This is a genomic window from Nitrospira sp. (assembly GCA_029194675.1).
Taxonomy (GTDB): domain Bacteria; phylum Nitrospirota; class Nitrospiria; order Nitrospirales; family Nitrospiraceae; genus Nitrospira_D.
In genome coordinates this window covers 371,505-396,485 of sequence record JARFXP010000001.1, presented here as the reverse complement: position 1 = coordinate 396,485, position 24,981 = coordinate 371,505, and the positions used below count along the sequence as shown (strand labels likewise).

21 protein-coding genes are annotated in these 24,981 nt (G+C 56.9%); 3 read left to right on the top strand and 18 right to left on the bottom strand.

Annotated elements, in window-relative coordinates; translation table 11 throughout:
* Positions 1 to 633 precede the first annotated feature (633 nt).
* The 14 genes from P0120_01825 to P0120_01760 form a co-directional block, all read right to left on the bottom strand.
* Positions 634 to 2,178 (bottom strand): hypothetical protein, encoded by a 1,545-nt coding sequence (locus tag P0120_01825; GenBank protein ID MDF0673069.1) that lies wholly within the window; start codon positions 2,176 to 2,178, stop codon positions 634 to 636.
* An 11-nt stretch (positions 2,179 to 2,189) separates the two neighbouring features.
* Positions 2,190 to 2,375 carry a hypothetical protein gene (locus P0120_01820; GenBank protein MDF0673068.1) on the bottom strand — a complete coding sequence of 62 codons (186 nt, stop codon included), beginning with the start codon at positions 2,373 to 2,375 and terminating at the stop codon, positions 2,190 to 2,192.
* 31 nt (positions 2,376 to 2,406) lie between these two features.
* The gene (locus P0120_01815) at positions 2,407 to 4,047 is read right to left on the bottom strand and encodes a peptidoglycan-binding protein (GenBank protein ID MDF0673067.1); all 1,641 of its coding nucleotides are present in this window, start codon (positions 4,045 to 4,047) and stop codon (positions 2,407 to 2,409) included.
* Entirely contained in the window at positions 4,044 to 5,132 is a 1,089-nt protein-coding gene (locus P0120_01810; protein ID MDF0673066.1) for a peptidoglycan-binding domain-containing protein, read from the bottom strand. The genes P0120_01815 and P0120_01810 overlap by 4 nt, the downstream gene beginning before the upstream one ends.
* A 33-nt stretch (positions 5,133 to 5,165) precedes the next feature.
* Positions 5,166 to 6,641 (bottom strand): peptidoglycan-binding protein, encoded by a 1,476-nt coding sequence (locus P0120_01805; protein MDF0673065.1) that lies wholly within the window; start codon positions 6,639 to 6,641, stop codon positions 5,166 to 5,168.
* A 112-nt stretch (positions 6,642 to 6,753) separates the two neighbouring features.
* Positions 6,754 to 7,869, bottom strand: coding sequence for a hypothetical protein (locus P0120_01800; GenBank protein ID MDF0673064.1), 1,116 nt, complete (start codon positions 7,867 to 7,869; stop codon positions 6,754 to 6,756).
* 12 nt (positions 7,870 to 7,881) lie between these two features.
* Positions 7,882 to 10,029: a hypothetical protein gene (locus tag P0120_01795; GenBank protein MDF0673063.1), complete on the bottom strand. Its 2,148-nt coding sequence runs from the start codon at positions 10,027 to 10,029 to the stop codon at positions 7,882 to 7,884.
* A gap of 17 nt (positions 10,030 to 10,046) precedes the next feature.
* The gene (locus P0120_01790; protein ID MDF0673062.1) at positions 10,047 to 11,381 is read right to left on the bottom strand and encodes a hypothetical protein; all 1,335 of its coding nucleotides are present in this window, start codon (positions 11,379 to 11,381) and stop codon (positions 10,047 to 10,049) included.
* A 3-nt stretch (positions 11,382 to 11,384) separates the two neighbouring features.
* Positions 11,385 to 12,077: a hypothetical protein gene (locus tag P0120_01785; protein MDF0673061.1), complete on the bottom strand. Its 693-nt coding sequence runs from the start codon at positions 12,075 to 12,077 to the stop codon at positions 11,385 to 11,387.
* A gap of 550 nt (positions 12,078 to 12,627) precedes the next feature.
* Positions 12,628 to 13,965, bottom strand: coding sequence for an FAD-dependent oxidoreductase (locus tag P0120_01780; protein ID MDF0673060.1), 1,338 nt, complete (start codon positions 13,963 to 13,965; stop codon positions 12,628 to 12,630).
* Positions 13,941 to 14,801 (bottom strand): presqualene diphosphate synthase HpnD, encoded by an 861-nt coding sequence (hpnD, locus tag P0120_01775; GenBank protein ID MDF0673059.1) that lies wholly within the window; start codon positions 14,799 to 14,801, stop codon positions 13,941 to 13,943. Before hpnD ends, P0120_01780 begins: the two co-directional genes overlap by 25 nt.
* Positions 14,798 to 15,739, bottom strand: coding sequence for a cobalamin-binding protein (locus P0120_01770; protein MDF0673058.1), 942 nt, complete (start codon positions 15,737 to 15,739; stop codon positions 14,798 to 14,800). Before P0120_01770 ends, hpnD begins: the two co-directional genes overlap by 4 nt.
* A gap of 13 nt (positions 15,740 to 15,752) precedes the next feature.
* Positions 15,753 to 16,436, bottom strand: coding sequence for an HAD family phosphatase (locus P0120_01765; GenBank protein ID MDF0673057.1), 684 nt, complete (start codon positions 16,434 to 16,436; stop codon positions 15,753 to 15,755).
* A 125-nt stretch (positions 16,437 to 16,561) separates the two neighbouring features.
* Positions 16,562 to 17,338: a hypothetical protein gene (locus P0120_01760; GenBank protein MDF0673056.1), complete on the bottom strand. Its 777-nt coding sequence runs from the start codon at positions 17,336 to 17,338 to the stop codon at positions 16,562 to 16,564.
* A gap of 268 nt (positions 17,339 to 17,606) precedes the next feature.
* Between P0120_01760 and P0120_01755 the strand changes: the two genes are divergently transcribed.
* The 3 genes from P0120_01755 (at position 17,607) to P0120_01745 (ending at position 19,919) form a co-directional block, all read left to right on the top strand.
* Positions 17,607 to 18,038, top strand: a complete 432-nt coding sequence (locus tag P0120_01755) for a secondary thiamine-phosphate synthase enzyme YjbQ (protein MDF0673055.1) — start codon at positions 17,607 to 17,609, stop codon at positions 18,036 to 18,038.
* A 131-nt stretch (positions 18,039 to 18,169) separates the two neighbouring features.
* Complete coding sequence (locus P0120_01750) at positions 18,170 to 19,183, top strand: hypothetical protein (protein ID MDF0673054.1); 1,014 nt, start codon at positions 18,170 to 18,172, stop codon at positions 19,181 to 19,183.
* A 61-nt stretch (positions 19,184 to 19,244) separates the two neighbouring features.
* Positions 19,245 to 19,919 carry a cysteine rich repeat-containing protein gene (locus tag P0120_01745; protein ID MDF0673053.1) on the top strand — a complete coding sequence of 225 codons (675 nt, stop codon included), beginning with the start codon at positions 19,245 to 19,247 and terminating at the stop codon, positions 19,917 to 19,919.
* Between the two features lie 145 nt (positions 19,920 to 20,064).
* Here the strand turns inward: P0120_01745 and P0120_01740 are convergent, their stop codons facing one another.
* The 4 genes from P0120_01740 to P0120_01725 form a co-directional block, all read right to left on the bottom strand.
* Positions 20,065 to 21,462 carry a serine/threonine-protein kinase gene (locus P0120_01740; protein MDF0673052.1) on the bottom strand — a complete coding sequence of 466 codons (1,398 nt, stop codon included), beginning with the start codon at positions 21,460 to 21,462 and terminating at the stop codon, positions 20,065 to 20,067.
* 89 nt (positions 21,463 to 21,551) lie between these two features.
* Positions 21,552 to 22,400 (bottom strand): PHP domain-containing protein, encoded by an 849-nt coding sequence (locus P0120_01735; GenBank protein MDF0673051.1) that lies wholly within the window; start codon positions 22,398 to 22,400, stop codon positions 21,552 to 21,554.
* Positions 22,397 to 23,338, bottom strand: coding sequence for a dihydroneopterin aldolase (gene folB / locus P0120_01730; GenBank protein MDF0673050.1), 942 nt, complete (start codon positions 23,336 to 23,338; stop codon positions 22,397 to 22,399). Before folB ends, P0120_01735 begins: the two co-directional genes overlap by 4 nt.
* Positions 23,339 to 23,422: 84 nt before the next feature.
* Entirely contained in the window at positions 23,423 to 24,973 is a 1,551-nt protein-coding gene (locus tag P0120_01725) for an HD domain-containing protein (GenBank protein ID MDF0673049.1), read from the bottom strand.
* Positions 24,974 to 24,981 lie beyond the last annotated feature (8 nt).

Here is a 24,981-nt window from a genome sequence, read left to right as displayed (position 1 = left end):
CGTGGAGCGGATACAAGGTGCGCAGCAGTTAAAACCCGAGTGGGGCCGATGAGTGTGCCCGAACCAAGAATTACCGGGTCCTGGCTTCTGGGTAATGCTTCAATCGAGCAAATATACCGCCAAGGTGGGCTTTCTACCTCGGCTGGATCAGGTCGTCCTCGGAATTGACAATCCAACCCGGGTGGACATAAGTCATCGATGGAAACCGCATCGTCTTCCCACTCCAAGTTTTCCGAGGCTATGTCTGACGATTCGTACCGCTTTCGATCATCAAGCGCTAATCCTTCATCGCATTGGTATTCCTTCAGGATTTGCTCTAGAAGAGTTTTCATCGTTCCCCTCCGTACTTCGTTGGGCCTCAGGCGGCTCAAATGCCGTCGAGTCCGGTCGATCCGGTGTTGCTCAACTATCTCGCCCTCCTCAATCAAGTAATATGAAATTCACTCCGATCCCCTTCTGCCGCGGTCCCGCAAGGCAAAACGCCCGTCCAGACCATGAAAGAGTGGTTCAAATCCAACCCGGAACTGTTCCATCGTCAGCCTTATGATCGTCCGGGACTTGACATCTGCGCAACAGGACTCGTCTTGCGCTTCTTCTCTTTGCCGGGGACAAGATCTTAAACCGATCTCGACTTCACGTTGTGCATCGCAACTGTGGGGGGCAGAGAAACAGATCAGAAATCAGCTTATCTCCGTCTGACATTTTTGAGCGAACCGCCGAAGCCCTACGATTAAGGCTTTTGAAGAATTTCTGCCTTTCGCGAAAACCCAATGCAGGCAGCCACCAATAGGCAATTTCCTGGATGTGACCAGATACAAATGGCGCAGACGACATGATGTTAATCCCATCGGTTATCTTGATATCTTGCTCCCAAGCTCTACGCGTAGGGCTCTTGGTCCGCAGTCCCATGACGATTGTTCGATTGAACGTGCTCCACTTTTCCGCAGCTCTCGCTTGTAAACATCCCGGCTTGTTAACGCAGCCATCCTTGCTCGCAATATTTGTATATGCCTGCGGCAGGCTGTAATCACATGCTTGTACTAATGGTCCTATTGTTTTCTTAATACCGTCATTACCACGATCCCCTACTATGTGCGTTACACCCAAACAGCATGGGCTATCGCCGAACGCAGCGCAAAAGTATTCTTCGGCAATTTGCTGGCTTTGCTTTTGACTTAATTGAAGTTTTGGCAATTTGCCATACCACGGTTCTTCGGCATCAAACAATAAAGATCTGGCTCCTATCTTCTCGCATAGGGGCAACGTTACGGCGGCGCAGCCTTCAATGTATCGCTTCGTAGGTTTAATCCATGTTACCAGATGAATGCCTATACCCGCTTTCTCGAAGAACTCTCGCGTTGCACGAATTTGTCCGTCGTTACGAAAATGCAAATTATATCTGTAGTTTTCCGTTTCATGTTTTCCCCTGATGTAGTTCTCTGGTTTTCCATTTACGAATATTGCGACATCTGTAAAGCCATGATCCGCAACTCGTTGACGCCACTTGTCCCCAGAACTTCCTCGGGGCATTAGCTGGTTTGCTGTGCCGAAAATCCAAACACGACTGATGTTTTTCAAGGGTGGATCTACCACAGAACCTCTAGTGATCAGAGTGATCTCTACCCGCCGGTTCAGTGCCCGGTCATTCTGCGCCTCCTGGCTTCCACTCGTCGCCGAGTAAGACTTTCCCATCCAGCGTTCAGTGTCAGAGCGTCCAACGGGCGGGGCAACTTCTATCCGATTGGCGAGACCGATCCGCTGCAAACGCAGGATCAGCTGTTTGTAGGCATTGCTTGCGCGCTCGCGAGCGCGCCGTTCAAGGTTGCTACGAGATTCCTCGTGCCAGGTCGAGGAGTGGCCGACAATCGTCACCTTGGTGATTGGTTGCGTAAGGGCGAGGCGATTAGGGGAAAAACTCTGCCTTATCTTCTCGGCGATAATGTCCAGGTGTTTCTGGTGTTCTTTCGTCAGTTCCGTCATGAAGGGCGGAAAGCAGTGCAGCACATATGGATTTCCTGGGGTAACACAGGAGATCCCCGGATAGGCCGAGCTTTCTAGCTTGTCATCGAACTCGTCAACCTCTGCATCTAGTTCTGAGTAAGAGTTAAGCTCTTCTTCGTACTCAAACTCAGGATAAGCCTCAAACGGCTCTGTTTCAAAGGTAAGTGGGTTCCTCATATTTCACTCCCTCAGGTTACTTGAGCTTTTAATCCCCTACCTAGAAGCCCGCCTCTTGCCTTTTCCTTTTGTTGGGAGAAATCGAAGAAACTCAGTACGTGGTAACGCTCGCTGGTTTGAAACGCGTCATCGCTTTCCCATTCCGGCGTCACGGACCAGCGAAAAGGCTCCGGTTCGAAGGCTAACGACTGTTTCATGGCGATTTCTCCGAAAATTCGGCCAGAAGCGTTACGACTCCAGCACGGCGATTTGCCGGTCACGGCGGATCCATCGGCCCTGTTGCGCCACACCGGGCATGCCGGAGCGCTCGGATTTCCTGAGACGAAAATGAGGCAGATGTTTCCGAGCCGCATTCACGATTGCTTCGTTCACCACGATTTCCGCATCGGCGTCTGGTGATGACAAAGCGGCCTGTTGGGTCGCCGTGGCCGCCATCCGAACAAAGCGGCGGGCCATTTCAAGTTCCGTATCCTCCGCGCTTACGCCGCTGAATTCGAGCTCGAGCGCCTTACTGACGGCCTTCCCGATAGCGCCGCCAATCGCGGTGCCGACTCCGGGAATCGGAATGAAGGAGCCCGCCACTTTGCCTGCGATCGGAAGTGCAACCTTCGCGACGGCTCGTAGGCCTTTTCCAAGGGCGGGCAGCACTTTTTTACCGATGAAGCGACCCGCTTTCTTGAGACCGCTGCCTATGCGTTTGAAGAACTTGCCGAGAAACAGATCCAGCTCTTCTTCGCTGGACAGGGATAAGAGTTCTGCCGCCAGTTCGATCTCTTCTGCTTCACTGAGGAGACTTTCGAAGCCAACTTCGCCGTAAACTTCTCCGACGCCTGGCAATTCCGCTTCACCCCATTCCAATTCGTTCGTCATTTGGCACTTTGGGCAAGTACAATTCAACTTGTGCATGACTCCCTCCTCGTTTATGTCGAGAAAAAAATCACTCCGACCCCATTTAGATCGCGGAAAAGGACTTGGAACAGGAGTCCAGGGGTTGGGTTCTTCCGTAGGGCCGCATCGCATCAGGCCGTGAAGATCGATTTCTACGCGACGGTTCAGCTTGCGGTCGCTTTCAGTGCGCTCGGGACGCTTGAGCAAATTCGTTTCGCCGGCACTCGACGCCTCTAATAGGACCGCACCGACTTTAGGGCTCCCATACCACGTTCCTACCGGGAGTCCTTGCGACAGTAGTGCCTTTCGCAGATCGGCTTTGACTTGGCTGGCGCGCGCCTGTCCAAGTTCTTGATTCGATTGCAGAGGGCCTTCACTGCTGGCGTGCCCGATGATGCGAATCACGCCATAGGCATGGAAGCCACGGAGCGCAGCGCCGATGCACATCGCTAGATCCTCAATTGCCATATCGTACTTGGTTTGGTAGCTGGGCTCAGCGACCGCCTTACCTTCGGCGAAGTGATGGATGTTAGTGATGTCCGGGCAAGGCAATGACGCCAGACTCCCACAAGGTAACACCAGGCTGCGTGGGGCAACGCTGGCGCTTACCGGCACGCTGCCCAACGATAGCGTGCCCGTGAGCGCCCTCAAACTGGCTTCTGTATGCGACCCCACGATCCCGTCCACTGCCAGTCCCTTGCGCTGCTGGAAGCTCCGGACCGCGCTACGGGTGGCCGGTCCCATGATGCCGTCTACAGCCAGCCGAAGGCCTAGAACCCGGTTCAAGGAAGACTGCACCCAACGGACGAAGTCGGGATCGGTGCGGCTTACCTCGTCCTCCAATTCCGATTCAGTGAGCCAAGGGAAAGACTCCGGCCCAAATGAAAAATCCCATGTCATGATAAGAACCTCTTTTCTCACCACCATATTCGTACCGCGTTCGAGTACCTGATCGGAGGCGGCACGACTGTTATCCGTCATAGGCGCCTATTAATTACGGGCGGAGGAGGAGGGTTAGCAACGCGATAGTTCCCGGCCTCGATGGAATACGGCGTTTCACCCGGCACATCGTACTGTGGACCATGGCTCATGAGCGTCGTGGCATACTTCATTGCCCCATTGATGATGTACGGCAACAGGGTCCTGTCTAGTTCGGCCTTGATCCTCTCACCTGCAAGGGCGGGGTTTGGACCGCCCTGAAGTACGACATTGAACGTGGCCGGGACTCTGATCGGTCGAAACGCAATAACTGGGCCGGCAAAATCAGCGGGCTGCGTTGTCCTGGTCACCTGATCTTGGGCGCGCGCAGTTAGGCGCAACGTACCGGCCAACATGTTGTTAATAAAGTCGCTCGTCATTATCTGGCGTAAGTATTCCGCGTGATAAATGCGTTCATGCTCCCCGAAAGTCATGCCCAAGAAAACTTGGGTGGTAACCTGCCTTGTATCGGGTTGAACAGTATCAAAAATGATGTCCGAATTCGGATCCCAACGCAGCGTGATCTGTGCCTGGTAGTCCGATCGTTCGATGTGGTTTGCGACAACCTCTATTGTAGGAAGGTGCGGAATGGTCGCAGCGGGAAATTCTGCGAACATATCCTCGCGCACGTTGGGGTGTTCGCGTAGGTATTCCGTGACCGCCGACAAACCTGAATACTCTCTGTCCGCCACGAACGGTGCGACTGCCACGTTCACCAACGGAGCGCCAACAAATGGCGGTGTGGCTTGAAACCGGGCAGCCTGTAGAGCGGTAGGCCTCGAGTCCGGCGGTCCGGCCCCGCTTGGGGGGCTGCTTGCACCAGCGAGTATGAGTGCGTGCTCGGTCATGGGGCCGACAATGCCATCGACCTTCAGCCCATATTGCCGTTGTTGGAACATTCTAATGGCGCTTCGGGTCTTTGGACCGACGATGCCGTCCACGACCAGCCGCAGGCCCAGAATCCTGTTCAGGGAGGATTGTACCCAGCAAATGTAATCTGGGCTGCTGCGGCTGACTTCGCTTTCCCATTCCGGCAAAAGGGGCCAGCGAAAAGGCTCTGGTTCGAAGGCTAACGACGACGACCTCATGGCGATTTCTCCGGGATGATTGGGCTAAGAACGTTACGCCCCCAGCACAACAATTTGCCGGCCATGCCGGATCCATCGGCCCTGTTGCATCGTACCGGGCATGCCGGATCGCTCGGATTTCCTGGGATGGAAATAAGGCAAATGTTTCCGAGCCGCGCTCACGATTGCTTCATTCACAACGATTTCCGCGTCGACGTCGGGGGATGACATGGCGGCCTGTTGAGTCGCCGTGGCCGCCATTCGGACAAAGCGGCGCGCCATTTCAAGTTCCGTATCCTCCGCGCTCACGCCGCTGAATTCGAGCTCGAGCGCCTTACTCACGGCCGTCCCTATGGCGCTGCCGATTGCGGTGCCGACTCCTGGAATCGGAATAAAAGAGCCCAACACTTTGCCCGCGATCGGAAGCGCAGCCTTCGCGAGACCCTTCAACCCCTTGCCCAGTGCTGGCAGCACTTTTTTACCGATGAAGCGCCCCACCTTCTTGAGACCTCTGCCTATTCCCCTGAACATCTTCCCCAGAAATTGGTCCACCTCCTCCTCGCTGGAGACAGACAAGAGCTCGGCTGCCAGTTCAATTTCTTCGGCTTTGCTCAAGGGACTTTCGAAACCCAGGTCGCCGTCAACTTCAGCGAGGCCCGGCAAACTCTCGAAAAAGAAGTCCACGGGACCCTCGCAACGACCAGCCTGGACGCGCTCGCGATACTTGTCCCGGCACTTGTTGGCCGCCCTTCTTGCACTGTGCTGCGCCTCGCGATGCCCTGGATTACCTCCGCCATAACACTCTTGGTTAATCGCCGCTCGCGCCGCAGCGCAAGAAACGGCAGTGCGACCACGGTCACGAAGCTCCTTGCAACCGATCACATCGTCACAACTGTGGGGGATGTTTTTGCAAATTTTATTCACACGATCCTGAAGTTTGAGATGACGTTGGGGTGGGCACATGCTCTCTTCGGTACCGGTGCCGGGTTTACGTCTTTCCTCCCATGCTCGCCGTTTAGCAGCCCGCGCCGCTTTTCGTTTTCTTGGGTCTTTTTCGAAATCCCAGTGGGACATGGCCGCATCGAAGCTCCGATAAGCGTTGAACGGCTCTACTTCAAAGCTGAACTCGCGTTGTCCGTCACAAGCGGCCTTCAACGCCTCCTCGGTATCCGGCCCCACGATCCCGCTCGCGCGCAGTCCCTGCCGCCGCTGAAAGCTCCGCACCGCGCTCCTGGTTTCCCTGCCCATGAGACCTGTCACTGGGAGTTGTAACCCCAAGGCTTGGTTCAAGCAGTCCTGCACCCAGCGAATATGCTCCGAGCCGGTAGGAGGCTCTGGCTCGGCGCCATAGGGCTCGCGATAGAGACCCGAATATTCAACGACCGGCCAAAGTACCGAACCTCGACTGTAAGGAGGACACGGTGGACGTAAGCATGGTGGTTTGGGACGTACGGGAGGCGGTCGCAATGGCCTCTTCGGAGAGCGCAACGGGCGTCTCACGGGTCGCGATCGCGGACCGCCACCGCGCATGGGAAAGCGCCGTCCGCCTCTGAATTCCTCTTCTGACTCGAACTCCTCCATGTCCATATCGAGTTCCAGGGGCTGACATCCGCAGCTGGTGTCGCCTTTCAACGGCTCGGCCTCAAAATTGAATGGATTTCTCATCGCTTCCCTCCGGCGATACGAGTGTCGTTTGCCTAAGTTGCGCAACTCGCCTCACGGCATCCGTTGCTTCGTCGATGTCGTGAAAACGGTGCAGCGCCGTGATGAGGAAACTGATCTGCGCCCTGAACCCATCGCGCGCGCGGTGCAGGACTGTTCTGATACCTCGCTGCAGCAACTCCTCGTGCAGCCTCACTGGATCCAGGCCAGGCACCGGCTTCAGGGTCTGTACCGGGAATTGTCCGCCATGCAAGGACAGCCCAGCTTGAGCCAAGCCCTTGCTGAACCGAGAAACTAGCTCCCACAGTCGTAGCCGTAAGCCATCCCCCTGTTCTTCATTGATAGCCAAGGCATGCTCCGCCGCGTGGATCACCGCATTCGACGGGGGGCTGCAATGCGCCCTTGTCTCACTCGCTTGCTCGAAACGTCCGACCATCGTCTCGCTACCAGCCAACACCGCCACCGGCACACCGAAGCCCTTCGCCAATGAACTGCCAACGATGACGTCCGGGCTGCTCACACGGTGCCAAGGCAGCGAGCCTCCGCCGCCCCACCCGTAAGGTGCATCAGGTTCTGGCCCGTGCCCAAGGATGCCTAGGGCCTGAGTATCGTCCAGCACCAAGAGTCCACCATAGGGACGTACATTTTCGAGATAGGCTGTGATCGGAGCGGAGTCGCCGCAGGCCGGGCAGAGACCATCCGCCACCACTATTGGCCGCATTCCCCGCCGCGCGTCTCGCTTCAAGTGGTTATGCAATGCATCAGGGTCGTGATGCCGAAAAGTCCGTACCGGAGTGCCGCGTGCTGCCGCTCGTTCGACACCCCATCTCACAATTGCGTAGGTTCCGGCGTCCATGTAGATCACTATCCTCTTGCTCGCGAGTATCGTAAACAGATCCCAGAACAGATGCAGTGTCGAGGGCATGAGCGTCGCGCGCTTACGGCCGAGTAACTTTGCGAGCTGCTCGGCTACTACACTCGTATTCGGCGGCGAGGCTAGCGCCGCTGGTCGGCCCATCGTGAGTTGAACCCATGGCCGCAGTGACCAGCTGGGGTGGCGCATGCCTAGGTAAAGCGCCGAGGTATAGTCGATCACGGCCGATCCATCTCACGCCCGTGTCTGCATCGCCAGCCGCTTCTTGAGCAAGACCGACGGCAGGGTGGCATTCACCTGTGTGTCCACCGTTTCGGCTGCGAGGTCCACGCCGGTGACGGCCCGGTACGCATGGATGTAACCCTGGACCTGGGGACGGAAGAACCGCGCCCAATTGAACGCCTGAATCGGCTCTTGTATATCACTCCAGGCTCCCCAACGGATCGACAGCAGAAGCTGCTCGCCGAAGATGCCAAGGTTCCGGAAGTGCAGCACGCTCGTATCGCTCCAGCCCTGCAATTTTTTCATGGCATCAACGCGATCCATCCAGGGCTCGGGATAGGCCACCATGATCCGTGCCGGCAGGTATTCCCGGAACTCGGGCCGAGCGAGCAGCCATTCCTGCATCAACATTTCGACGCGTGCAGTCGAGGGCAGATCCCCGAACTGGTTGTGTGCGCCCTGAGACAAGATCAAGTGGGTTTCCTTGAGTGCGTTGAGTACCGGAAATGCGTCCGCCTTCACGGTCGTGTCATCGTCCTGCTTGTAGAAGACCGTGCAGAGACGTAATAGGTGATGGAAAGACTCCAAGAATTTGGATCGGGTGTCTGCAGGCCTGAATTGTTGTACTGCCTGACCTTCCAAGCGTAGTCCGTAGTGATGATCGTACTCGTAATTCCGTCGCGGCACCGTCAGCCGGTGCTGTTCATCTTGAATATAGCCCCAAAACAGATTGTTGAGCGGGCGGAGAGGATCGATCTCTAGGTTGGAGAGGGGGTCCATGGACAGTCCCCGCACGTTCTGAAATCGCCGGGTGATGGCGTTGACCGTTTGTACGAGCATGCCTTCTTCATGCCAGTAGGACCAAATGAGCTCTAGCAGGCAAGGATTGGCAAGCTTCTCTTGCAGGATCCCGAAGCAGTTGTCTGCCGTAGCTTCAGCCCCATCGATTTCCTCGAACTGCGTAGTCTTGATCGGGATGTCGGGCAGTTTCCTTCGGATGATCGCCAAATAGGGCAGTGTCGACGTCCCATCTACAGTCTCAAGGTAGTCGGCCCCGAGTGCTTGCCGGAGACCATTTCCCGGGACCGGGATGTCTCTACGGTCCAGGTAGTCTTCATCGAGATCTCGATCATTTTGAGCGGTAAAGGGCTGTGGATCGCTGAAGACTCCGCAGTTCACCATGACGAAAGCCTCAGTGGCGGCCTTCACGACACGGTAGGCATCGGTATCGGTAAAAGGTAGGGAGCGCTTGCCCCTTAAATCGCGGTATGCCGCCCGCTTATTGTTGAATCGGCCCAGCTCGAACTCCTTCAAGTTTGCTCGATCGTCCTTCCCGCAGAAGATCCAGTCCATGAAGCGCAGATAGTTGTTGAACGACAGCGCCTCCGTGCTATTGCGGATTACGACCCAAAGGGGCAAATCGTCGGTGGGCTCGGTCTCGGTGCGTGACATGGTAGTCGTAGTGTTGGCTGTGACGCTCTGCACATCCGGCAGCACGACTACGTCGGCGTTAATTACCACTTCTGGGTTGTGTTTCAGGACTGCCTTGAATCGGATGGCACCGCTCACGCCCTTGCTGTCATAGACATATTCGCGCACGATTTGATTGTTCGATTCGTATTCCTCGGATGTGGTCAAGAGAGTGCCACGAGTCACGCTCAGCCTCAGCTCCGATCCTTGCGGCAGATCCTGATTGCGAAGGACCCGCACATACATCGCTTTACCTTGTCGAACCTCTCCGCACGGGATCCTTGTACAGTCGTCTTTCGGTACCACGGTCTCAACCGAGAACCCCAGATCCAGCCGGCAATCGACTGCCGTTGCGCATCCGGCCGTGACCGTAACGTCCTGTGTATCCTGTTTCCCGAATGCCTCGCATACAACACGGTAGCTCCCCGACTTGGTGTTGTAAGAAAAACAACCGCCGGCGTCGGTTTTCCCTTCACGCACCAGCTCAGAAGCGCTCGTGTCCACGTGCTGTGCCGGTTGTCCCTTCTTTCTTCCTTCACCCTCCTCGTAACCCTTTCCTTGTTGCGCCGAGCTCCCTGCCGTGTTGCGTAACACCTTCACGGTAGCGTCTCTGATGGGAGCGTGCATGCCGGATTGGTCTGCTAGACAGATTTTGAGAGTTCCGCTTTGTGCACCGTTTTCCGTACCCATGTCATCCTCCTTGGTCATCAAACTACGTAAGCCTGAAATTGTACAGCTGATCGGCGCACCTGCGCCGGTCTTGTTGCGCAGGCGGCTGAAATATCCAGCGTGGCGCGCAACGCCCAGTGGGTGAGCAACTTCGCCAACAAGGCGCTCTCTGATTCCGGAGTAATCATGCCGTCCGCTCGTGCCTGACCGATGACGGCAAACACGAGCGAAGGCGCAGCCCGATACATCGCTGCCGGCGCTTTGCGCCAGAGCTGAAAGAGTGAGGCGAGGCGAGCCGGCTGCCGTTTCAGTACATCCAGCGCCTCGATCAGCGAGCGGCCTCGTAAGGCCGCCGGCCGATGGTGCACCAGCAGCGACACGAAGCCGGGCATGCTCGCTTGGAGTTTTGTGAGCAGCGCTTTGCGTTCTGGATGGAGCCCCTCGATCGGATAGTAGGATTCCCATAGCGTTGCCAGTCGCTCCCATTGAGGATGCGGGTACAGCGCGTTCCCCATCGCACAGCTCAACTTGACGCGGAGCCAGGGTGCAGGGTGCGGATCGTCCAGGCTCAACCGGAACACGAAGGCGCGCGGGAGGCTGACGACGCCCATCAGGCCCATCGTCGATGCCACTCCCACCCTGGCCACCGACCAAAAGTCGGCGAGGATCTCCGAGATCCAACGATCCCAGATCCGCCACACGATGGGGTCTCCACCGCTCCCACGTTGTAGCCCGCCCAATACCGGCCGCAGCGAATTGACCAGATCGAGCAGCACTGCAGCCTGATGCCCCACTTCATGGACCAGGGACGAGGCAATCCCGCTGCCGACCATGCGCTCGCGCGGCACACGAATGATGGCAACGGGATTGTCCCCTCCGCCGGGCATTCGCGTCCGTGCCCGCCGGATGGCTGCTCCCACTCCGCGATCGAGGTAACAGATCACGGGCGGTGCCTTGTAATAGTCACCGGGCAAGGCCAAGGCATCGGCTGAGGCGATATCGAGGCCCGATAACCAGACTCCGGTTTCGTTTTCGCTGCGCTGCGTGAGCACATCACTGAATAGGTCAAACTGCGTGAGCACGATGTTGAACTTGAGGCGGAGAAACGCGAACCGGCGGTGAGCATCGGCCGGCGCGGCTCGGCGGCCCTGGGGCCCGTGTAGCCATCTCAAAAATCCGTGAACGAGGTCATACAGCTCACGGCGCCCTTTCGCCAGATATGTCTCGATCGCGGTGTGCGCGTCGGGTAAGATGTCCGCTGCCGGCAACATCGGTTCGTACAGTGCGAAAGATTTGACCCGGTCCAACCGGGTGAGCAATGCGCGCGCCTCTTGTTCCAACATCCATGATGCGAGCGGACCGATGGCGATCATGGTTCACACTCCGAACAGGATGATACGGTTGCCTCGACGGATCCACCGTCCGCTACGGCCGCGTCCAGAAAGCAATGCGGCCGATGGGATTGCCGCCCCTGCCGCTCCTGTCAAGAACCCAGGAGCAAATTTCCGCGCGGCTGCTGCCGCCGAGGCATTGGCCACCGCCCTTGGATTGGTGGTGGGTGGGGCGGCGGCGGCGTTCTTCACCGCTTCGCCGGCGAAACGCACAAATTGTTTTGCCCCCTCGAACTCACGGTCCTCCGCGCTCAGAGCCTCGAGTTCGAGACCTAACGCCTTGCCAGCCATGGACGCGAGGCCGCTTCCGATTTTGGCGCCAAGCGGTCCTCCCACCCAACCACCGAGGGCCCCCCCGGCAATGGGCAATGCCTTCTTGGCGGCGCCTTTGAGAATCCCTCCGATGGCCTGGCCCACAGGTGACTTTACGACCTTGCGAATTGCGCCTCCGGCCTTTTTGATGAGGTCACCGAGAAATCGGTCAAGTTCGGCCTCGTCTCTGACCTCAAGCAATTCTGCTGCTATCTCCATTAGCTCGGTTTCGTTAAATACTTCTCCCCATTCAGCTGTTTCACCATACTCAAACTGCTCCGATTCAAACTGCTCCGACTCGAACTGCTCCGATTCAAATCCTGTCTCTGGGTTGTATTCCGTTTGTGTACGATCGATATCGTGCATGGCATTCCTCCTCAAGCTTGTTGATGAACAACAATTCACGATGATGCATCACCGGCGGATCCATCACCCGCTTCTATATTCCCCATTTATTCACGGTCCCCGGTTTTCCATCTGCGTGTGATCGAGATCATGCATGGTGTCCTCCTTCGTTGAATGGACCGGCGGTTGTGACGCATGAGAACGTCGAATACGCACGGGTTATCGCAAATGCGGTGCCATCGCGGTGCCATGTATTTCTTACGTATTTGGGTGGTTCCCCGAAGCGCACTTCGTTTGCCGGCATCAGAAGTCAAATCCGGCGAAAGGATATTCGGATGATCAGATCTATATCGAGAACTGTTCGCCAAGGGAGCGGGCCGCTGTAGAATGCGAGCCCACTTCAAAAGGGGAGGTGAACGATGAAGGGATTGTTCATTGGCACGCCGGATTGGGCATCACGCTGCATATCGATCAATTACGTCTGAGGGAGGCGACGAGATAGATAAGAAGAAGCAGCAGCAGACCCGATGAGTTGCCAGTCTCGCCTTCGTGCCATTCCCTAGTCGCGCAGTCAAGCTCCGCGGCCGGCGATGAGCTCTGCGCAGCGACGGGCGCTGACGAGCGCGCTCTCAAGATTGGCGGGCCATCCGGTGTCGGTCCATGCCCCGCTGACGAGCAAGTTCTGAACGGGACTTTGTTGGAGCGGTCTCAATCGCGCAGCGCCCGGTGCAAGTACAATGGCAGCGTTGGTTTCACGAAAGATTGATCGAACGATCACATCCTTCCTGGCCGTTCCTGAGAACAACTCGCACATCTCGGTCTGGGCTGCTTCGATCAACTGATCGTTGTTCAACTCAGCGAGCGAGTTTCCAACGGCAGACAGTCGATATCCGATCTCGTCGGACTCGAGCGATGCGCTAGTGAGCTGATGGAATGGTCGGCCTGAGAAGAGGAGCAGACGAGGCCTTTGCTCCGTAGCCGGGCAGGTCACTTCAATAACTACTTCGCTCAAGCTTTTGAGCTCGGTGATCTGTGCGAAGTAGGCGTAGCGTGTTAGCAGCCGTTCCGGCAGCAACTTCAATAGATTCTGATAGGACAGCGCAATGACGTACCGGTTGGCCCGCAGCCTGCTGTCGTCCTGAAGACGGATTTCGCTCACACCGTTCTGTCCAAACCGAAGAGTAGGCCGATGGGGCAAGGAGACAATGCGTACATTACCTGGTTGGAACGTCTGTTTCATGGGCTCGATGAACCGGTGGTCGACGGAACCGGACAGGTGTGTGAGCCTCGCGTCCGACGCGTCGCGCAGAAACACGGTTGAAAGTAGATGGACGAAAGTCGCGGCGGAGAGACGGGCCAGTTCGTTGCCGGTCAACCATTGAGCGAGCGGAGCCCAGATGCGCTCTCGCGCTTCGGAACTCTGTCCGATTGCCGTCAGCCATTCGTCCCCAGTCCGATTCTCTAAATCTGCCGGGAGGGTTTGGGCTTGTTCCCATATTTGTTCGACATGGGAGAAGAGTCTCCACCGATCCTGCCAGGAAAGGCCGTGAAAGCTGAAGAGACTCATCATCCACTGAAAGGCGCCGGGGAGGCGGGCCGACTGATAGGGGACGATTTGCCCATCGGGAAGCCGAAATTCCAATGGAATCGTTCGGTCGGATTCAGAAGGTTCTTCTCGATCAAGTGTACGAAGGACCAGCCTGGTCTCATGGTGACATCCCAGAACAATCGGAGCTGGTTGGAATACGCTGGTCCGGAATCCATCGAGCCAGTCGGGATGATCGAGCAGGGTGACCTGGTAGCCCTGTTGACTGAGATGGTACGCAGTTGTCAGACCGGCCAGGCCTGCGCCGAGAATGAGAACGGTTTGTGAGGGCGGCGCGGTCACAAGAATCGAGAGCGAAGCCAAATACGTAGGGCGATAACCACACGTTGGGTGGTGGTGAGGCTAATACGCGGTCCGAAGACCTGATAGTTCGACCGTTCGATCCGTTCCAAAATCCGACTGTAAATACCACGCATGATTTCCGCGACCGTCAACGCGCGGCGCTCTTGAGGCGAGAGTCCCATGAGGGCCGCATCGGCTCGCTTATAATAGTGGTGTGCTTGAGACGCCTCATATTCCATCAACGCGCGGAACTCTGGAGAATAGCTTCGATTGAGTATGGCTTTTTCCGAATGATTCCACTTCCGTAAGTCGTCCAGCGGCAGATAGATACGACTTTCGGCGGCATCCGTTCCGACATCACGGAGGATGTTGGTCAGTTGAAAGGCCATGCCGAGTGCCACCGCATAATCCTGTGCGCGCGCCGATGTAACGCCGAATACATGCAAACAGATGAGCCCTACTACGGAGGCGACGCGATAGCAATAGAGCGACAGCTCATCGAACGTGACATAGCGATTGTTGAACAAATCCATCTCGACGCCCTTGATCAGTTCCTCGAAGTACGCCTTTGGAATACCCAAGGCCTTCACATGGTGAGCGAGGCTCACCATGATGGGACTGGTCGGGGTGCCCGAATACACCGCCTCAAGTTCCTCACGCCAACGCTTGAGTTCATCTTTTGGGCTGCTACCGGCGTTCGGTTCGTCGACGGCGCTGTCGACGGCCTTGCAGAAGGCATAGACCGTGTACATGGCGTCGCGTTTGGCTTTGGGAAGGAAGAGGAACGAATAGTAAAAGTTGCTGCCGCTTTGCTTCGTGTAGTCGGTGCAATAAGTTTGAGCATCAGAGACCGTCATGACGGGCAGCTCTCCGTGAGGGTGGTGGCCTCAAGTTTGATCGCTTTGGCTCGGTCGATAGGATGGTCCGAGGTCGGGTGCAGAATGGCCGCGAGCAGCTCCACCCCGTCGACGAGTCGAGGGCCTGGGCGGCTGAAGAAGGATGCCGCATCGACGACGTAGAGATCCGCCCGCTGTTCACAAGCCCGCCGCCATATGTCACCGGTTGGTCCCATGCGCCTGAGCTCATTGACCGTCCGCTCGACGGAGTACCCGCAGGGCATGACAAGGATCACATCCGGGCGAGCGGCTTCGACGGCCTGCCACGTGGTTTCATGCGATGGGACGTCTTGAGACCCAAGGACATTGCGGCCACCGGCCAGCTCAACCATTTCCGGAACCCAATGGCCTGCGACATAGAGAGGATCCAGCCATTCAAGACATACCACTCGAGGGCGCGATGATGTCCTGCCGACCTCTTCGCGCACCTGGCCCACTCGACGCCGGAGTTCCTGGGTGAGTGCCCGTCCTTTCTCGAGTACGCCTGCCGCTTGGGCGATGCGCTCCATATCATCGATCACGCCGTCCAACGTCGTCGGGCTGAGTGTGAGTACCTCGGGTCGATGCTGAAGGGACTTGATCGCGCGTGTCAGTTGGTCCGGTGTGATCGAGCAGACGTGACATAGGTCTTGTGTCAAAATAAGGTCCGGACAGGCCCGGCAAAGCGCGCCCTCGTTGAGTCGGTAAAGCCGCTGTCCTGATGCCACGAGCTCTTTGACCTGTCTGTCGATTTCCCTACCGGAACTTCCGTCCTTTCCAACCATGGGTTCGATCATGACAGGAATGTGTCGAACCGAGGCAGGGAAGTCGCATTCGTGGCTGATGCCGACCAGTTGGTCGGCCAAGTCGAGAGCGGCGACCACTTCCGTCGCCCCGGGGATGAGTGAGCAGATTCTCATCGTTGTCTCAGGCTTATGTCGGCCATAAGCGGGTGCGCAACTCCTCGAGGCGCGTTTCGCTCAAACTATAGCTGATTGCATCGGCCTCGTGAAGGTCTTGTACGGTATGCGTATTGGCTACCGCCAAGACCTTCATTCTCGCTGATCGTGCGGCCCGGATGCCGGGGAGCGAGTCTTCGATGGCCAAACAGGCATCCGGCGTGATCGGAGCGGCGGAGTGTCGACGGTTCAATCCGGCCAGGGCGTGCAGGAACGGCTCCGGATTTGGTTTGCCGCACGTGACATCCTCCGCGCTGGTAATGCGACGAAACGCTTTTCGGATCCCGATCTGTTCCAGCACCAATTCGATCTCAGCACGCAAGGCACCTGAGGCGATGGCAATGGGGTAGGCGGCTGCGGCTGCTTCGACAAATTCTCTGACACCCGGAAAAATCACGAGGTGATCCTTGATCGAGGTCAAATAAGCGGCAGCTTTTTTCGCCATCAACTCCTCGACGAGTGAGGGAGAGACCGGCCGTCGATTGATTCGTAGTGCTTCAAGAATACATCCACGATCGTCGAAGCCAAGATAGTCAGCGTAATAGTCTGCCTCGGTCAGAGTGATCTGGATGTCTGCGAGCGTCCGGCGCAGACATTCAAAATGAAGCGGCTCGGTGTCGGCGATGACTCCGTCGAAGTCGAAGATCACTGCGCGCATGGATTCCTGAAGCTTGTGATGTTTCACCTACACGATGGAGGCGTGAACGGGCGGCATTATAGCACAGGGGGCGACGATATGACCGCCGCTCCCCTGTGCGTGGCGAGAATGGCGCGATCGGATGATTAGGGTTTCAATTGAAGCTGCTTCTCAGTCAACCAACCTTTCGTGCCGAAGTCGCTGCGCACGGAATAGACCCAGCCGTCGGCCTGCAGGTCGCCGTCGAGAATCGTGAGGGCGGTTCCCGGTGGAATGGACGGTCCCGGTCTGGTTCCTTCTGCATCCTGGTGAAGAACGACTTTTTCACTGGGCGCGGCGGGATTCGGCAGTACACTGACCCGCTGGCCTTCGCTGAACAGCGGAGTCGGTGAAGCGGTGACTGGTACAGCGGGTGATGGTGTCGGTTGCGGCGCGGCTTGTGTCGGAGCCGAGGCTGTCGGCATCGGCTGGGTCGATGGAGGAGCAGGAACGGGAGTCGTCATCGGCGCAGCAGCTTGTGGGACCTCGACTGGTGCTGCAGGGGCCGGAGTCGAAGTAGCGGCTTGAGGCTGAGCAGCCGGGACAGGTGGCACCGGCTTCGGTGGCGCCGGTTTTCGGGCGATAGGCGGCGGTGGTTGCGGAGCCGGCGATTCGCCGAGAAGCGGGCCGACATAGTCCATGATCATCTCCGACTCTATCGCGATATAGGCGCCGGCGCCGATCAAGACTAACAGGACTACCCACAGAAGAGGGCGCCCACTCGATTTCCTGGGCGGCTTCATGGGGGAAGGTGATCGAATCGTGGTTGTCTGTTCCAACTCCTCTTCCGTGAATTCAAGATCCGGTTCCGGCTGACGAGCAAAAAATAGATTCCAATTCAGAGGACTGCCGACGAACGACGGACCTCTAGCGATAGCAAACATCGAGCACCTCCCTCCAGCGGACAGCGTCATAGAATCTGAAACGGTACTTATCACCAAGGCGAGGGACTGTCAATTTTGTAGGAGCTTTTGACAGGTTTGTTGGGTGCGGATGGGCACTCGACAAGATTGAACGTGAGAGCAGGACCGGACCCGATGCTTTCGACTGCCGGAGCGAAAAACGGTCGACGCTTTGCGGCCAAGTTCACCGATCAGTAGGAAGGCGAAGATCGCTTGAGCCTCTTGCATGTCTGGCGATGCGGCAGGCACAATGCTGCGGTCAACGATCATGAAGTCCTACCGTGAAGAACTCTGGTTCGAGACGAAGACCAGACGGGCCTACATCAATATCACGCCTCAGGTGGAGGCAGTGGTAAAGAAGAGCGGAGTACGGGAAGGCTTCGTACTGGTGAACGCCATGCACATCACGGCCAGTGTATACATCAATGACGATGAGTCCGGCCTATTGCAGGACTATGACGATTTCTTGGAGCGGCTCGCTCCTCAGGAGGCGGTGTATCGGCATCACGACACAGGCGAAGACAACGGTGATGCTCATCTGAAGCGACAGGTGATGGGGCGAGAGGTCGTCGTCGCCCTCACGGAGGGAAAACTCGACTTTGGTCCTTGGGAGCGTATTTTTTATGGCGAGTTCGACGGACGTCGTCGTAAGCGGGTTCTGGTGAAGATTATCGGAGAATAGAGACGTGCCTCGATCGGTGCGTGGCGAGTCGCGAGTAATCGTCACGGCGCTTGCATGGGGAGGGAAAGTTTGGCAACATGCTTTCTGAATTATCGAGCCGTGACCATTGGTTCGTACAGTAGGGAGCTTCGATGTTAGGCTGGTCTCGCCCCGATCCACTCACACGGGACCTGATTCATCTCATCAATGCGCGTCGCCACGATCATGGCGACACCGATGATGCGATCGATACCTTGCAGGCGTTTCTCGAGCAAGGACGGGAGCACGATCTACTGACCGTCCTGGCGGCGCTCGACGAAGAGATGGCCGAATGGCTATTCGATCGGGTCGCCGAGGCAAGTTGCACCTTGCTGTTGGACGGACAGAACGATGAAAAGCCAGCTTATGCGACGATGGCTGCTCTTGAGCTTCCACTGCAGGCGAACCTCGCCGCCCCACTCAAGTTGAAGATTGATCCGATCGCCACGGCCGATCTCTTGCACAAGTCCCTCCAGCTCCCTGCTGGAACGGTTGTTCGCGTGGAATCGCGCCTCTTGACCGATGCCACCCTGGAAATGTTGAGTCTTCAATTACTCCATGACCACCTTGTGACGGTCGCAGATTCCAGGCATGTCCAATCCGTGGCGGCGCGCTTGCTTCCTCCGGTCGAAAATACCGCGTTCCTTCTGTTTGAGCTGATCGGCGCACCGGATCCAGGTTTGCCCGATGCGTGGGAGGATCGACAGCGTCGTGAGGTCCTCGACGTGCTGAAGAAGCAATGTCCCGAGCTGGCATGTGCGCCGGACACGATTGAGGCTCCGGTGTATGCCGCCTATGCCATGTTCGACGCGCAGAATGCAGTGCGCCTCCATCACCTTGCCGATGAGACCGCCGCTGTGTGGAGGGAACTGGATCCGCTGGTCAGGTCTCGCACCATCGTGCACCTTCACACACAATGTGGAAATGGGGTCTACATGCCTGTGTGGACCGACCTGTTCGATCCGGAGCTTCCGGACGAACACGGCCCTGCCTGGACTTCTCCCGATGTCTGGGTTTTCACCGCCGATCTGCCGATTGAATGGCCGGGTGAGATGTTGACCAATCGGTTATTGGCAGAAGGTTGTACCAGGTTCGAGAACCACATCGTGGAAACCCCGGACAACTAGTTCCATCCACTCCGCCTTGTCTTTTCCGCGTAGCTTTCGAACTATCTGTTCGGTCGGCGGCATGGTCTTGCACGAAACTCCCGTTTCGATGATTTTCCTGCAACTTTATTCTATCCTCACCGCAATGAAGACTCCTCACACTCAGGAACGATCCGGAAAAGCCGTCACGAACTCCATCTCAGTAGTAGGGCTGATCCTAGTCTGGACCATCATCTGGGCACATTTCCCATCGAAGGAAGAGCTCCTCTCGGCGCAATCGGCTTCATCAATTGATGAAACGCAGCGCGTACCTATGCTCGACCTGACGATCCCAGGCATGGTCAGCCCAGCTACCGAAAGCTCGACGGGAACGACAGACTCGTCATCTGTGACCACGTTTGGTGGATTGTCTGTCCCGCATGACAGGCGTGCCAGGGAAATCGCAGAAGTGAAGTGCGAGGCCGAAGTCCAGCGGTACTGCCCCGATTCTCTGGCGGGTGGAGATCGGCGGCGTTGCGCGATGCAACGCCTCAAGCGGTTGGATGCGCCATGTCAAGAGATCGTCCGGCAACGGCTGGTACGCTGGAGGGAAGCTGAGGGATATAAGCTTGCCTGCGTCGAAGATGTGAAGCGGCTCTGTTTGACAGTGCAGCCGGGTGATGGCCGCATTCTGCAATGTTTGCAGGAACACGAACAGGATCTCTCAGAAGGTTGCTACCAAAGCTTGCCCAAAGGGCACCTTCATCTCCGAAACTGAAGATTCGTACATCAGCACGCCGGCCGCGTGGCGTTGCTTGTGTCGCTTTCGAATGTCGACGCAACGCGATTCCTAGACAGCGATCGGGAAGAGTCGGTTGGAAAGCGAAACTCCCGTGGAGAATCCAGAGACGCAGCACATGTAGTTACGCGGCCAATCCTTCGAGGCAGGACCGAAGTTCCATGGCGAACTCGCCGGCGCGGCGATAGCGGTGGACCGGGTCTTTGTGCAACGCTCGATCCAGGACTTCTTTTATGGCAGGAGGGAGATCGGGCCTGATCGCTTTTACGCTGAGATGCGGTGTGTGAGCGATGGCAAACAGCAGTGCCGAGACGTTATCAGCAATAAAGGGTGGGCGACCGGTCAGGAGTTCGAACATGACGACGGCGAGCGAAAAAATATCGGATCGCCCATCCACTTTCTTTCCGGCGATCTGCTCGGGGGACATGTACATGGGAGTTCCCAGCACGATATTCGTCTGAGTTTTCGACGACGTCGCCATCTTGGCGATGCCGAAGTCCATGATCTTAACGACCCGATCGGTGGTCAGCATGATGTTCGCGGGTTTGATGTCGCGATGTACAACGCCCTGCTGGTGAGCATAGTCCATCGCTTCGGCGACGGTCGCCAGTATCGAGATCACTTTTTCGAGCGCCAGAAGATTCGGTTTCCGTGACCATTGCGTGAGCGTGGTGCCCTGGAGTAGTTCCATGGCGATATAGCCGAGGTCGTGTTCTTCCCCTGCGTCGAAGATCGTGACGATATTGGAGTGAGACAATCGTCCGGTCGATTCGGCCTCACGAAAGAACCGAGCCTTCACTTCCTGCAGTTTATCGCGGTCGTCGATCTCGCCGAGTCGCATAGTTTTGATCGCCACGAATCGTTGGATCGTCGGGTCCTTCCCAAGGTACACCACTCCCATCGAGCCTCGTCCTAACTCCTTTAACACCTTGTATCGGCCGAGTATACCGGGTGGACCATTTTCTGTGGTGAGGATCTGCGCTGCGATCTCGGACGGGCTGCTTTCTTGTGCTGGGTCGATTTCGTCGGCACCTTCGACCGGCGCTGCAGGTTCTTGGCGTCGAGTCGATGGCACAGGTCTCACAAAGAAACGGTGAAGGGCATCGAGGTGCAGGAGCCACGTGACGGTGATCCAGAGCCCGATCAGCGTCAATGACGCAGCGTAGACCTTGGTATACCGTGTGGGTCCGACAGGGTCGAGAAGCGAAAGCCCGGCAACCCGGAGACTCTTATCCATCACGATCACAATGAACAGGGTCGTGACCGGAAGGATCAGTCGGCGCAGAAACGAGCAACCTCGTCCGTTGTCCGGCATCTGTCGGAATGCGCGGAGCGACAGCATGCAAAGAGCGACCAGTCCCACTCCTTCAACGATGAGGCGAATGGTTTGGGAACCTGTCAGACCGAACAACATGAGAGGAAACGACTGCGCCGCCGGCAGTTTGCTCAGTACGGGACCGGCAAAGAGCGCAACCAGTGCGACAAGTACATATTGAACGGCCCAGCTCGACGCGTTGACCATGGGTGACGAGATCTGAAGAAGATAAGCAGAGTCTAGCGGATACCGAAGAGGAGTCAATGGATTGGGAGAAATATACGGAGGATACTGCGCTAGAGTCGCCCGGTGGCTTCCTTCATCTTGGGAAGCAGTGAGGGTGGAATATGCAACGTGCCCTTACCGATACCGACTCCGATGTCGGGTTTCGTGAGACCATGAAAGTCGCTTCCACCGGTGACCAGCAGGCCGAGTTGTTGAGCCAGGTTGAGGTATTCTCGAGTCTGCCGCGCAGCATGTGTGCTGTAGTAGACCTCTACACCGTCGAGCCCGTCGGCTTTGAGCTGTCGAACCAGATCAACCAGAGACTGACCTTCAAGCTTGACCCACGTCGGGTGAGCCAGAACGGCAAGTCCGCGAGCCGCTTTGATCCAGCGAATTGCTTCCGCGGGGCTCGGGAGTTCCCGAGGAACGTAGGCCGGCCTACCCTCGGCAAGGAAACGATCAAAGGCTTCTTTGGCGGAAGCGACGACGTGCTTGTCCATTAAGACACGGGCGATATGCGGTCTGCCGATCGAATCGGTGCCGGCGAGTGCACGGACTTCGTCATACGTAATGTCGATCCCGAGGGTCTGTAATCGTTCGATGATCCGAGGGTTTCGGCGATGGCGACCTTCTCGAAGGGCCTTCAAGCGCTCAAGCAAATCAAAGTCCTGCCAATCAAGAAAATACCCAAGAATGTGCAACTCGGAGTTGCCGGCCAACGAGCTGATTTCCACTCCGGGTATGATTTCGATTCCAGACTGTTGTCCAGCCGCAATGGCTTCGGCGATACCCGTCGTGATGTCGTGATCGGTGATCGCCAAGGCCGTCACCCCCGCGTGGTGTGCCATGTTCACCACCTCAGTGGGCGTGCAACTTCCGTCGGAGTGGGTGGTATGCAGATGAAGGTCCAGACGGCTCATATCGATGCTCCTGGAGCCAAGGGTTTCTGTGCTGCAAATTGGGCCGTGTAGCCGGACTCCAACCCGGTCGTTCCTTCGTGGAGCCCTTCGTCGTAATGGAGAATGCGGAGTCCGGGTGTGAGGCTCAGGAGTTCGCACGGCGCAAGGCAAAACTCTTGACGCTTTGGATGTCGGCGCCGGACGTGGTTATCGACGGTGAAGGTTTCATACAGCAAGACACCGCCGGGTTTCAACGCGTCGATGAGATAGGGGAGGAGCGGCCGGTTCAGGTAAAAGAAGATGAGAATGGCATCGTACGCTTCATGCCCGAGATTCGGCTCCTGCGGCGTCGACGGTTCCAAATCAAGCACTCGCGAGCTGATACCGGAGAGCTGTCGTGTTCGGGCGACGGCAGAAAGTTGTGTGAGGGCCTGTTCATCGCGATCGACGGCTTCGACCTGATAGCCCAGCGACGCGAGGAACAGCGTGTGACGGCCGCTGCCGGACGCCACGTCGAGGACCTTCCCCTTGGGAAGCCGATGAAGTTGTTGGATGAGAAACCGGGCCGGTGGAGGATCAGCGCGGACCACCTGCTGCGCGAGTCTTGTGCGCTCGATGCAGATCCCGACGGAGCGGGTTACGAAGGAAATCGGGGGGTGCAACTTCCGCAGCCACAGTTTGATGCGACTGATCGGGAATTCGTCGAACAGTGTTATCAGGAGTCGTTCCGCCAGCGTTTCCAGCAGCTGAGACTCTCGAACGGTTCCAATGTCGATGACACGCTGAACCACTTTCGCATAGTCGATCGTGTGAACAAGATCGTCGGACAACCCTGCCGCCTCCAGGCGACAGTCCAATTCCAAATCGACGGCAAGGGATTGGGGGCGAGCGCGTTCCTCGGACGTCACACCGCAACGGCCCCGGAACTCCAATTGTTCGATCACGATATGTCCACCCATTGAGGCATTGTCGAGGATCGGATTTCAGGCTGTCAAGCGAGGTAGGAAGCTGGGCTGGGGGTGACAGACGCGCCTGTTACAATGCTAGAGGAAGTAACGGCTGGTATCGAATTTGTGTTCCGTATTGTCGATCAGGCGTATGATGCTGTGACGGTACTCGCCCACCTCGTCTTTCTCGGTCAGGTCCAGCTCAGGACCGTGATCGATGGGAGTCCCCTGCACATCGGTGATGACTTTGACGAGCGGCCGCTCGCTCTCGGCCTTGTCGACGGCAGGCTTGAGCACGACGGCGAATTCGTCGGAGTCGAGGACCACCAGGCTTCCGATCGGGATAATTCCCACGCAATTGACGAAGAGTTTGAGCAAGGTCGCGTCGAAACTTCTGCCGGACTTCGCGAGCATCATGTTGAGCACTTTCGAGGGTGACATCGGTTCCCGGCGGTAGACGCGGGAAGACGTCATGGCATCGTAGCAATCGGCGATCGTGAGAATGCGCCCCGTTAAAGAAAGTGTCCATGGTGTTTTTAATTTGGGATAGCCTGAATAGTCCGAGTTCATGTGGTGCTCAAAGGAGGCTGCGGCCATGCGCGATGGAAGGTTGGTGATACCGCGTAACTGGGTGAGACTCAAAACTCCTTCCGTCGGGTGATTGCGCATTCTCGTCCAATCGTCTTCGGTAAACTCACCCGGTTTATTCAGGACTTCAAGGGGAATGGTCGACTTTCCCATGTCGTGAAACAACGCGGCCAAACCGAGATCGGCCAGCTCGACTTTCGAATAGCCGGCTCTGTTTGCGAGCGCGATGGAGAGCAGTGAGACGTTGACGGAGTGGTTATGCGTGTATTGATCGTGACAGCGAAGCGTGGTGAGGCCCAGCATGATCGGCTCGTCCTGCATCATCAAGTCGACGATATTTTGAATGGCACGTTTCGCCTGCTTAAAGTTCAGCGTTTTGCCGTCACGAGATGATTGAGTCAAATTGCCCACCACATCGCCGGCTTTCCCGTACGCGGCTTTCGAGCGTGCTTTATGCCGAACCTTCGAATTCCCCTCGTCAGGAAGATCTGTTTTCAGGTTGAGGAATCGAGGGTCTTTCAGTTCGATGCCGGCTACGGCTAGGGTCGTCAATTCCTGTCGGAAATCTTCGATCGACTTCGTTGCTGGGTCAAGACTGACGAAGAGGTTGGCGAACTCGCGAAGGTCCTTGGAAGACACCGATGAGGAAAAGGTTAACCCGCCGATCCGCCATTTTTTCAAGGCGTCAAGGATGCTTGAGACGACCAGCATTTGTTGCGCCGTCACTTTCAGATGGTTGTCGCCGAGGAAGAGGAAGTCATCCTGCACCCACAAGGTGACCGGTTGGTCGTGGGCAAGGGTTTCGATGAGGGTCAACATCGTTGCGACGGGTTTGTCGAGAGCAGCGTTGGCCCGGCCATGGATCTTCGACGTCTTAATCAGCGTATTCAACTGGGTGATGAGCTGAAATCCCAGCATCACCAACTGTTGATCGAGAATATCTCCGGCTTCTGATCCTTGGCCGATCTTCTGCGAGAGAGATTTTTCGTGTGTCAGGATCGGCTGCGTATTGTCTTCGCCGAGCGGGTATCGCGGAGACTTTGGCTGGCGTTCCTTCACGATCACTC

Bases quoted from the DNA above. Each gene is read 5' to 3' on its own strand.
- P0120_01770 (MDF0673058.1), bottom strand. From the start codon at position 15,739: ATGAGAATCTGCTCACTCATCCCCGGGGCGACGGAAGTGGTCGCCGCT.
- P0120_01740 (MDF0673052.1), bottom strand. From the start codon at position 21,462: ATGGTCAACGCGTCGAGCTGGGCCGTTCAATATGTACTTGTCGCACTG.
- P0120_01765 (MDF0673057.1), bottom strand. From the start codon at position 16,436: ATGCGCGCAGTGATCTTCGACTTCGACGGAGTCATCGCCGACACCGAG.
- P0120_01750 (MDF0673054.1), top strand. From the start codon at position 18,170: ATGTTAGGCTGGTCTCGCCCCGATCCACTCACACGGGACCTGATTCAT.
- P0120_01785 (MDF0673061.1), bottom strand. From the start codon at position 12,077: ATGCACGATATCGATCGTACACAAACGGAATACAACCCAGAGACAGGA.
- P0120_01755 (MDF0673055.1), top strand. From the start codon at position 17,607: ATGCTGCGGTCAACGATCATGAAGTCCTACCGTGAAGAACTCTGGTTC.
- P0120_01795 (MDF0673063.1), bottom strand. From the start codon at position 10,029: ATGGGTACGGAAAACGGTGCACAAAGCGGAACTCTCAAAATCTGTCTA.
- P0120_01825 (MDF0673069.1), bottom strand. From the start codon at position 2,178: ATGAGGAACCCACTTACCTTTGAAACAGAGCCGTTTGAGGCTTATCCT.
- P0120_01790 (MDF0673062.1), bottom strand. From the start codon at position 11,381: ATGATCGCCATCGGTCCGCTCGCATCATGGATGTTGGAACAAGAGGCG.
- P0120_01745 (MDF0673053.1), top strand. From the start codon at position 19,245: ATGGTCTTGCACGAAACTCCCGTTTCGATGATTTTCCTGCAACTTTAT.
- P0120_01760 (MDF0673056.1), bottom strand. From the start codon at position 17,338: ATGTTTGCTATCGCTAGAGGTCCGTCGTTCGTCGGCAGTCCTCTGAAT.
- P0120_01735 (MDF0673051.1), bottom strand. From the start codon at position 22,400: ATGAGCCGTCTGGACCTTCATCTGCATACCACCCACTCCGACGGAAGT.
- P0120_01810 (MDF0673066.1), bottom strand. From the start codon at position 5,132: ATGAGGTCGTCGTCGTTAGCCTTCGAACCAGAGCCTTTTCGCTGGCCC.
- hpnD (MDF0673059.1), bottom strand. From the start codon at position 14,801: ATGACGGTCTCTGATGCTCAAACTTATTGCACCGACTACACGAAGCAA.
- P0120_01815 (MDF0673067.1), bottom strand. From the start codon at position 4,047: ATGACGGATAACAGTCGTGCCGCCTCCGATCAGGTACTCGAACGCGGT.
- P0120_01820 (MDF0673068.1), bottom strand. From the start codon at position 2,375: ATGAAACAGTCGTTAGCCTTCGAACCGGAGCCTTTTCGCTGGTCCGTG.
- folB (MDF0673050.1), bottom strand. From the start codon at position 23,338: ATGGGTGGACATATCGTGATCGAACAATTGGAGTTCCGGGGCCGTTGC.
- P0120_01805 (MDF0673065.1), bottom strand. From the start codon at position 6,641: ATGCGCGGTGGCGGTCCGCGATCGCGACCCGTGAGACGCCCGTTGCGC.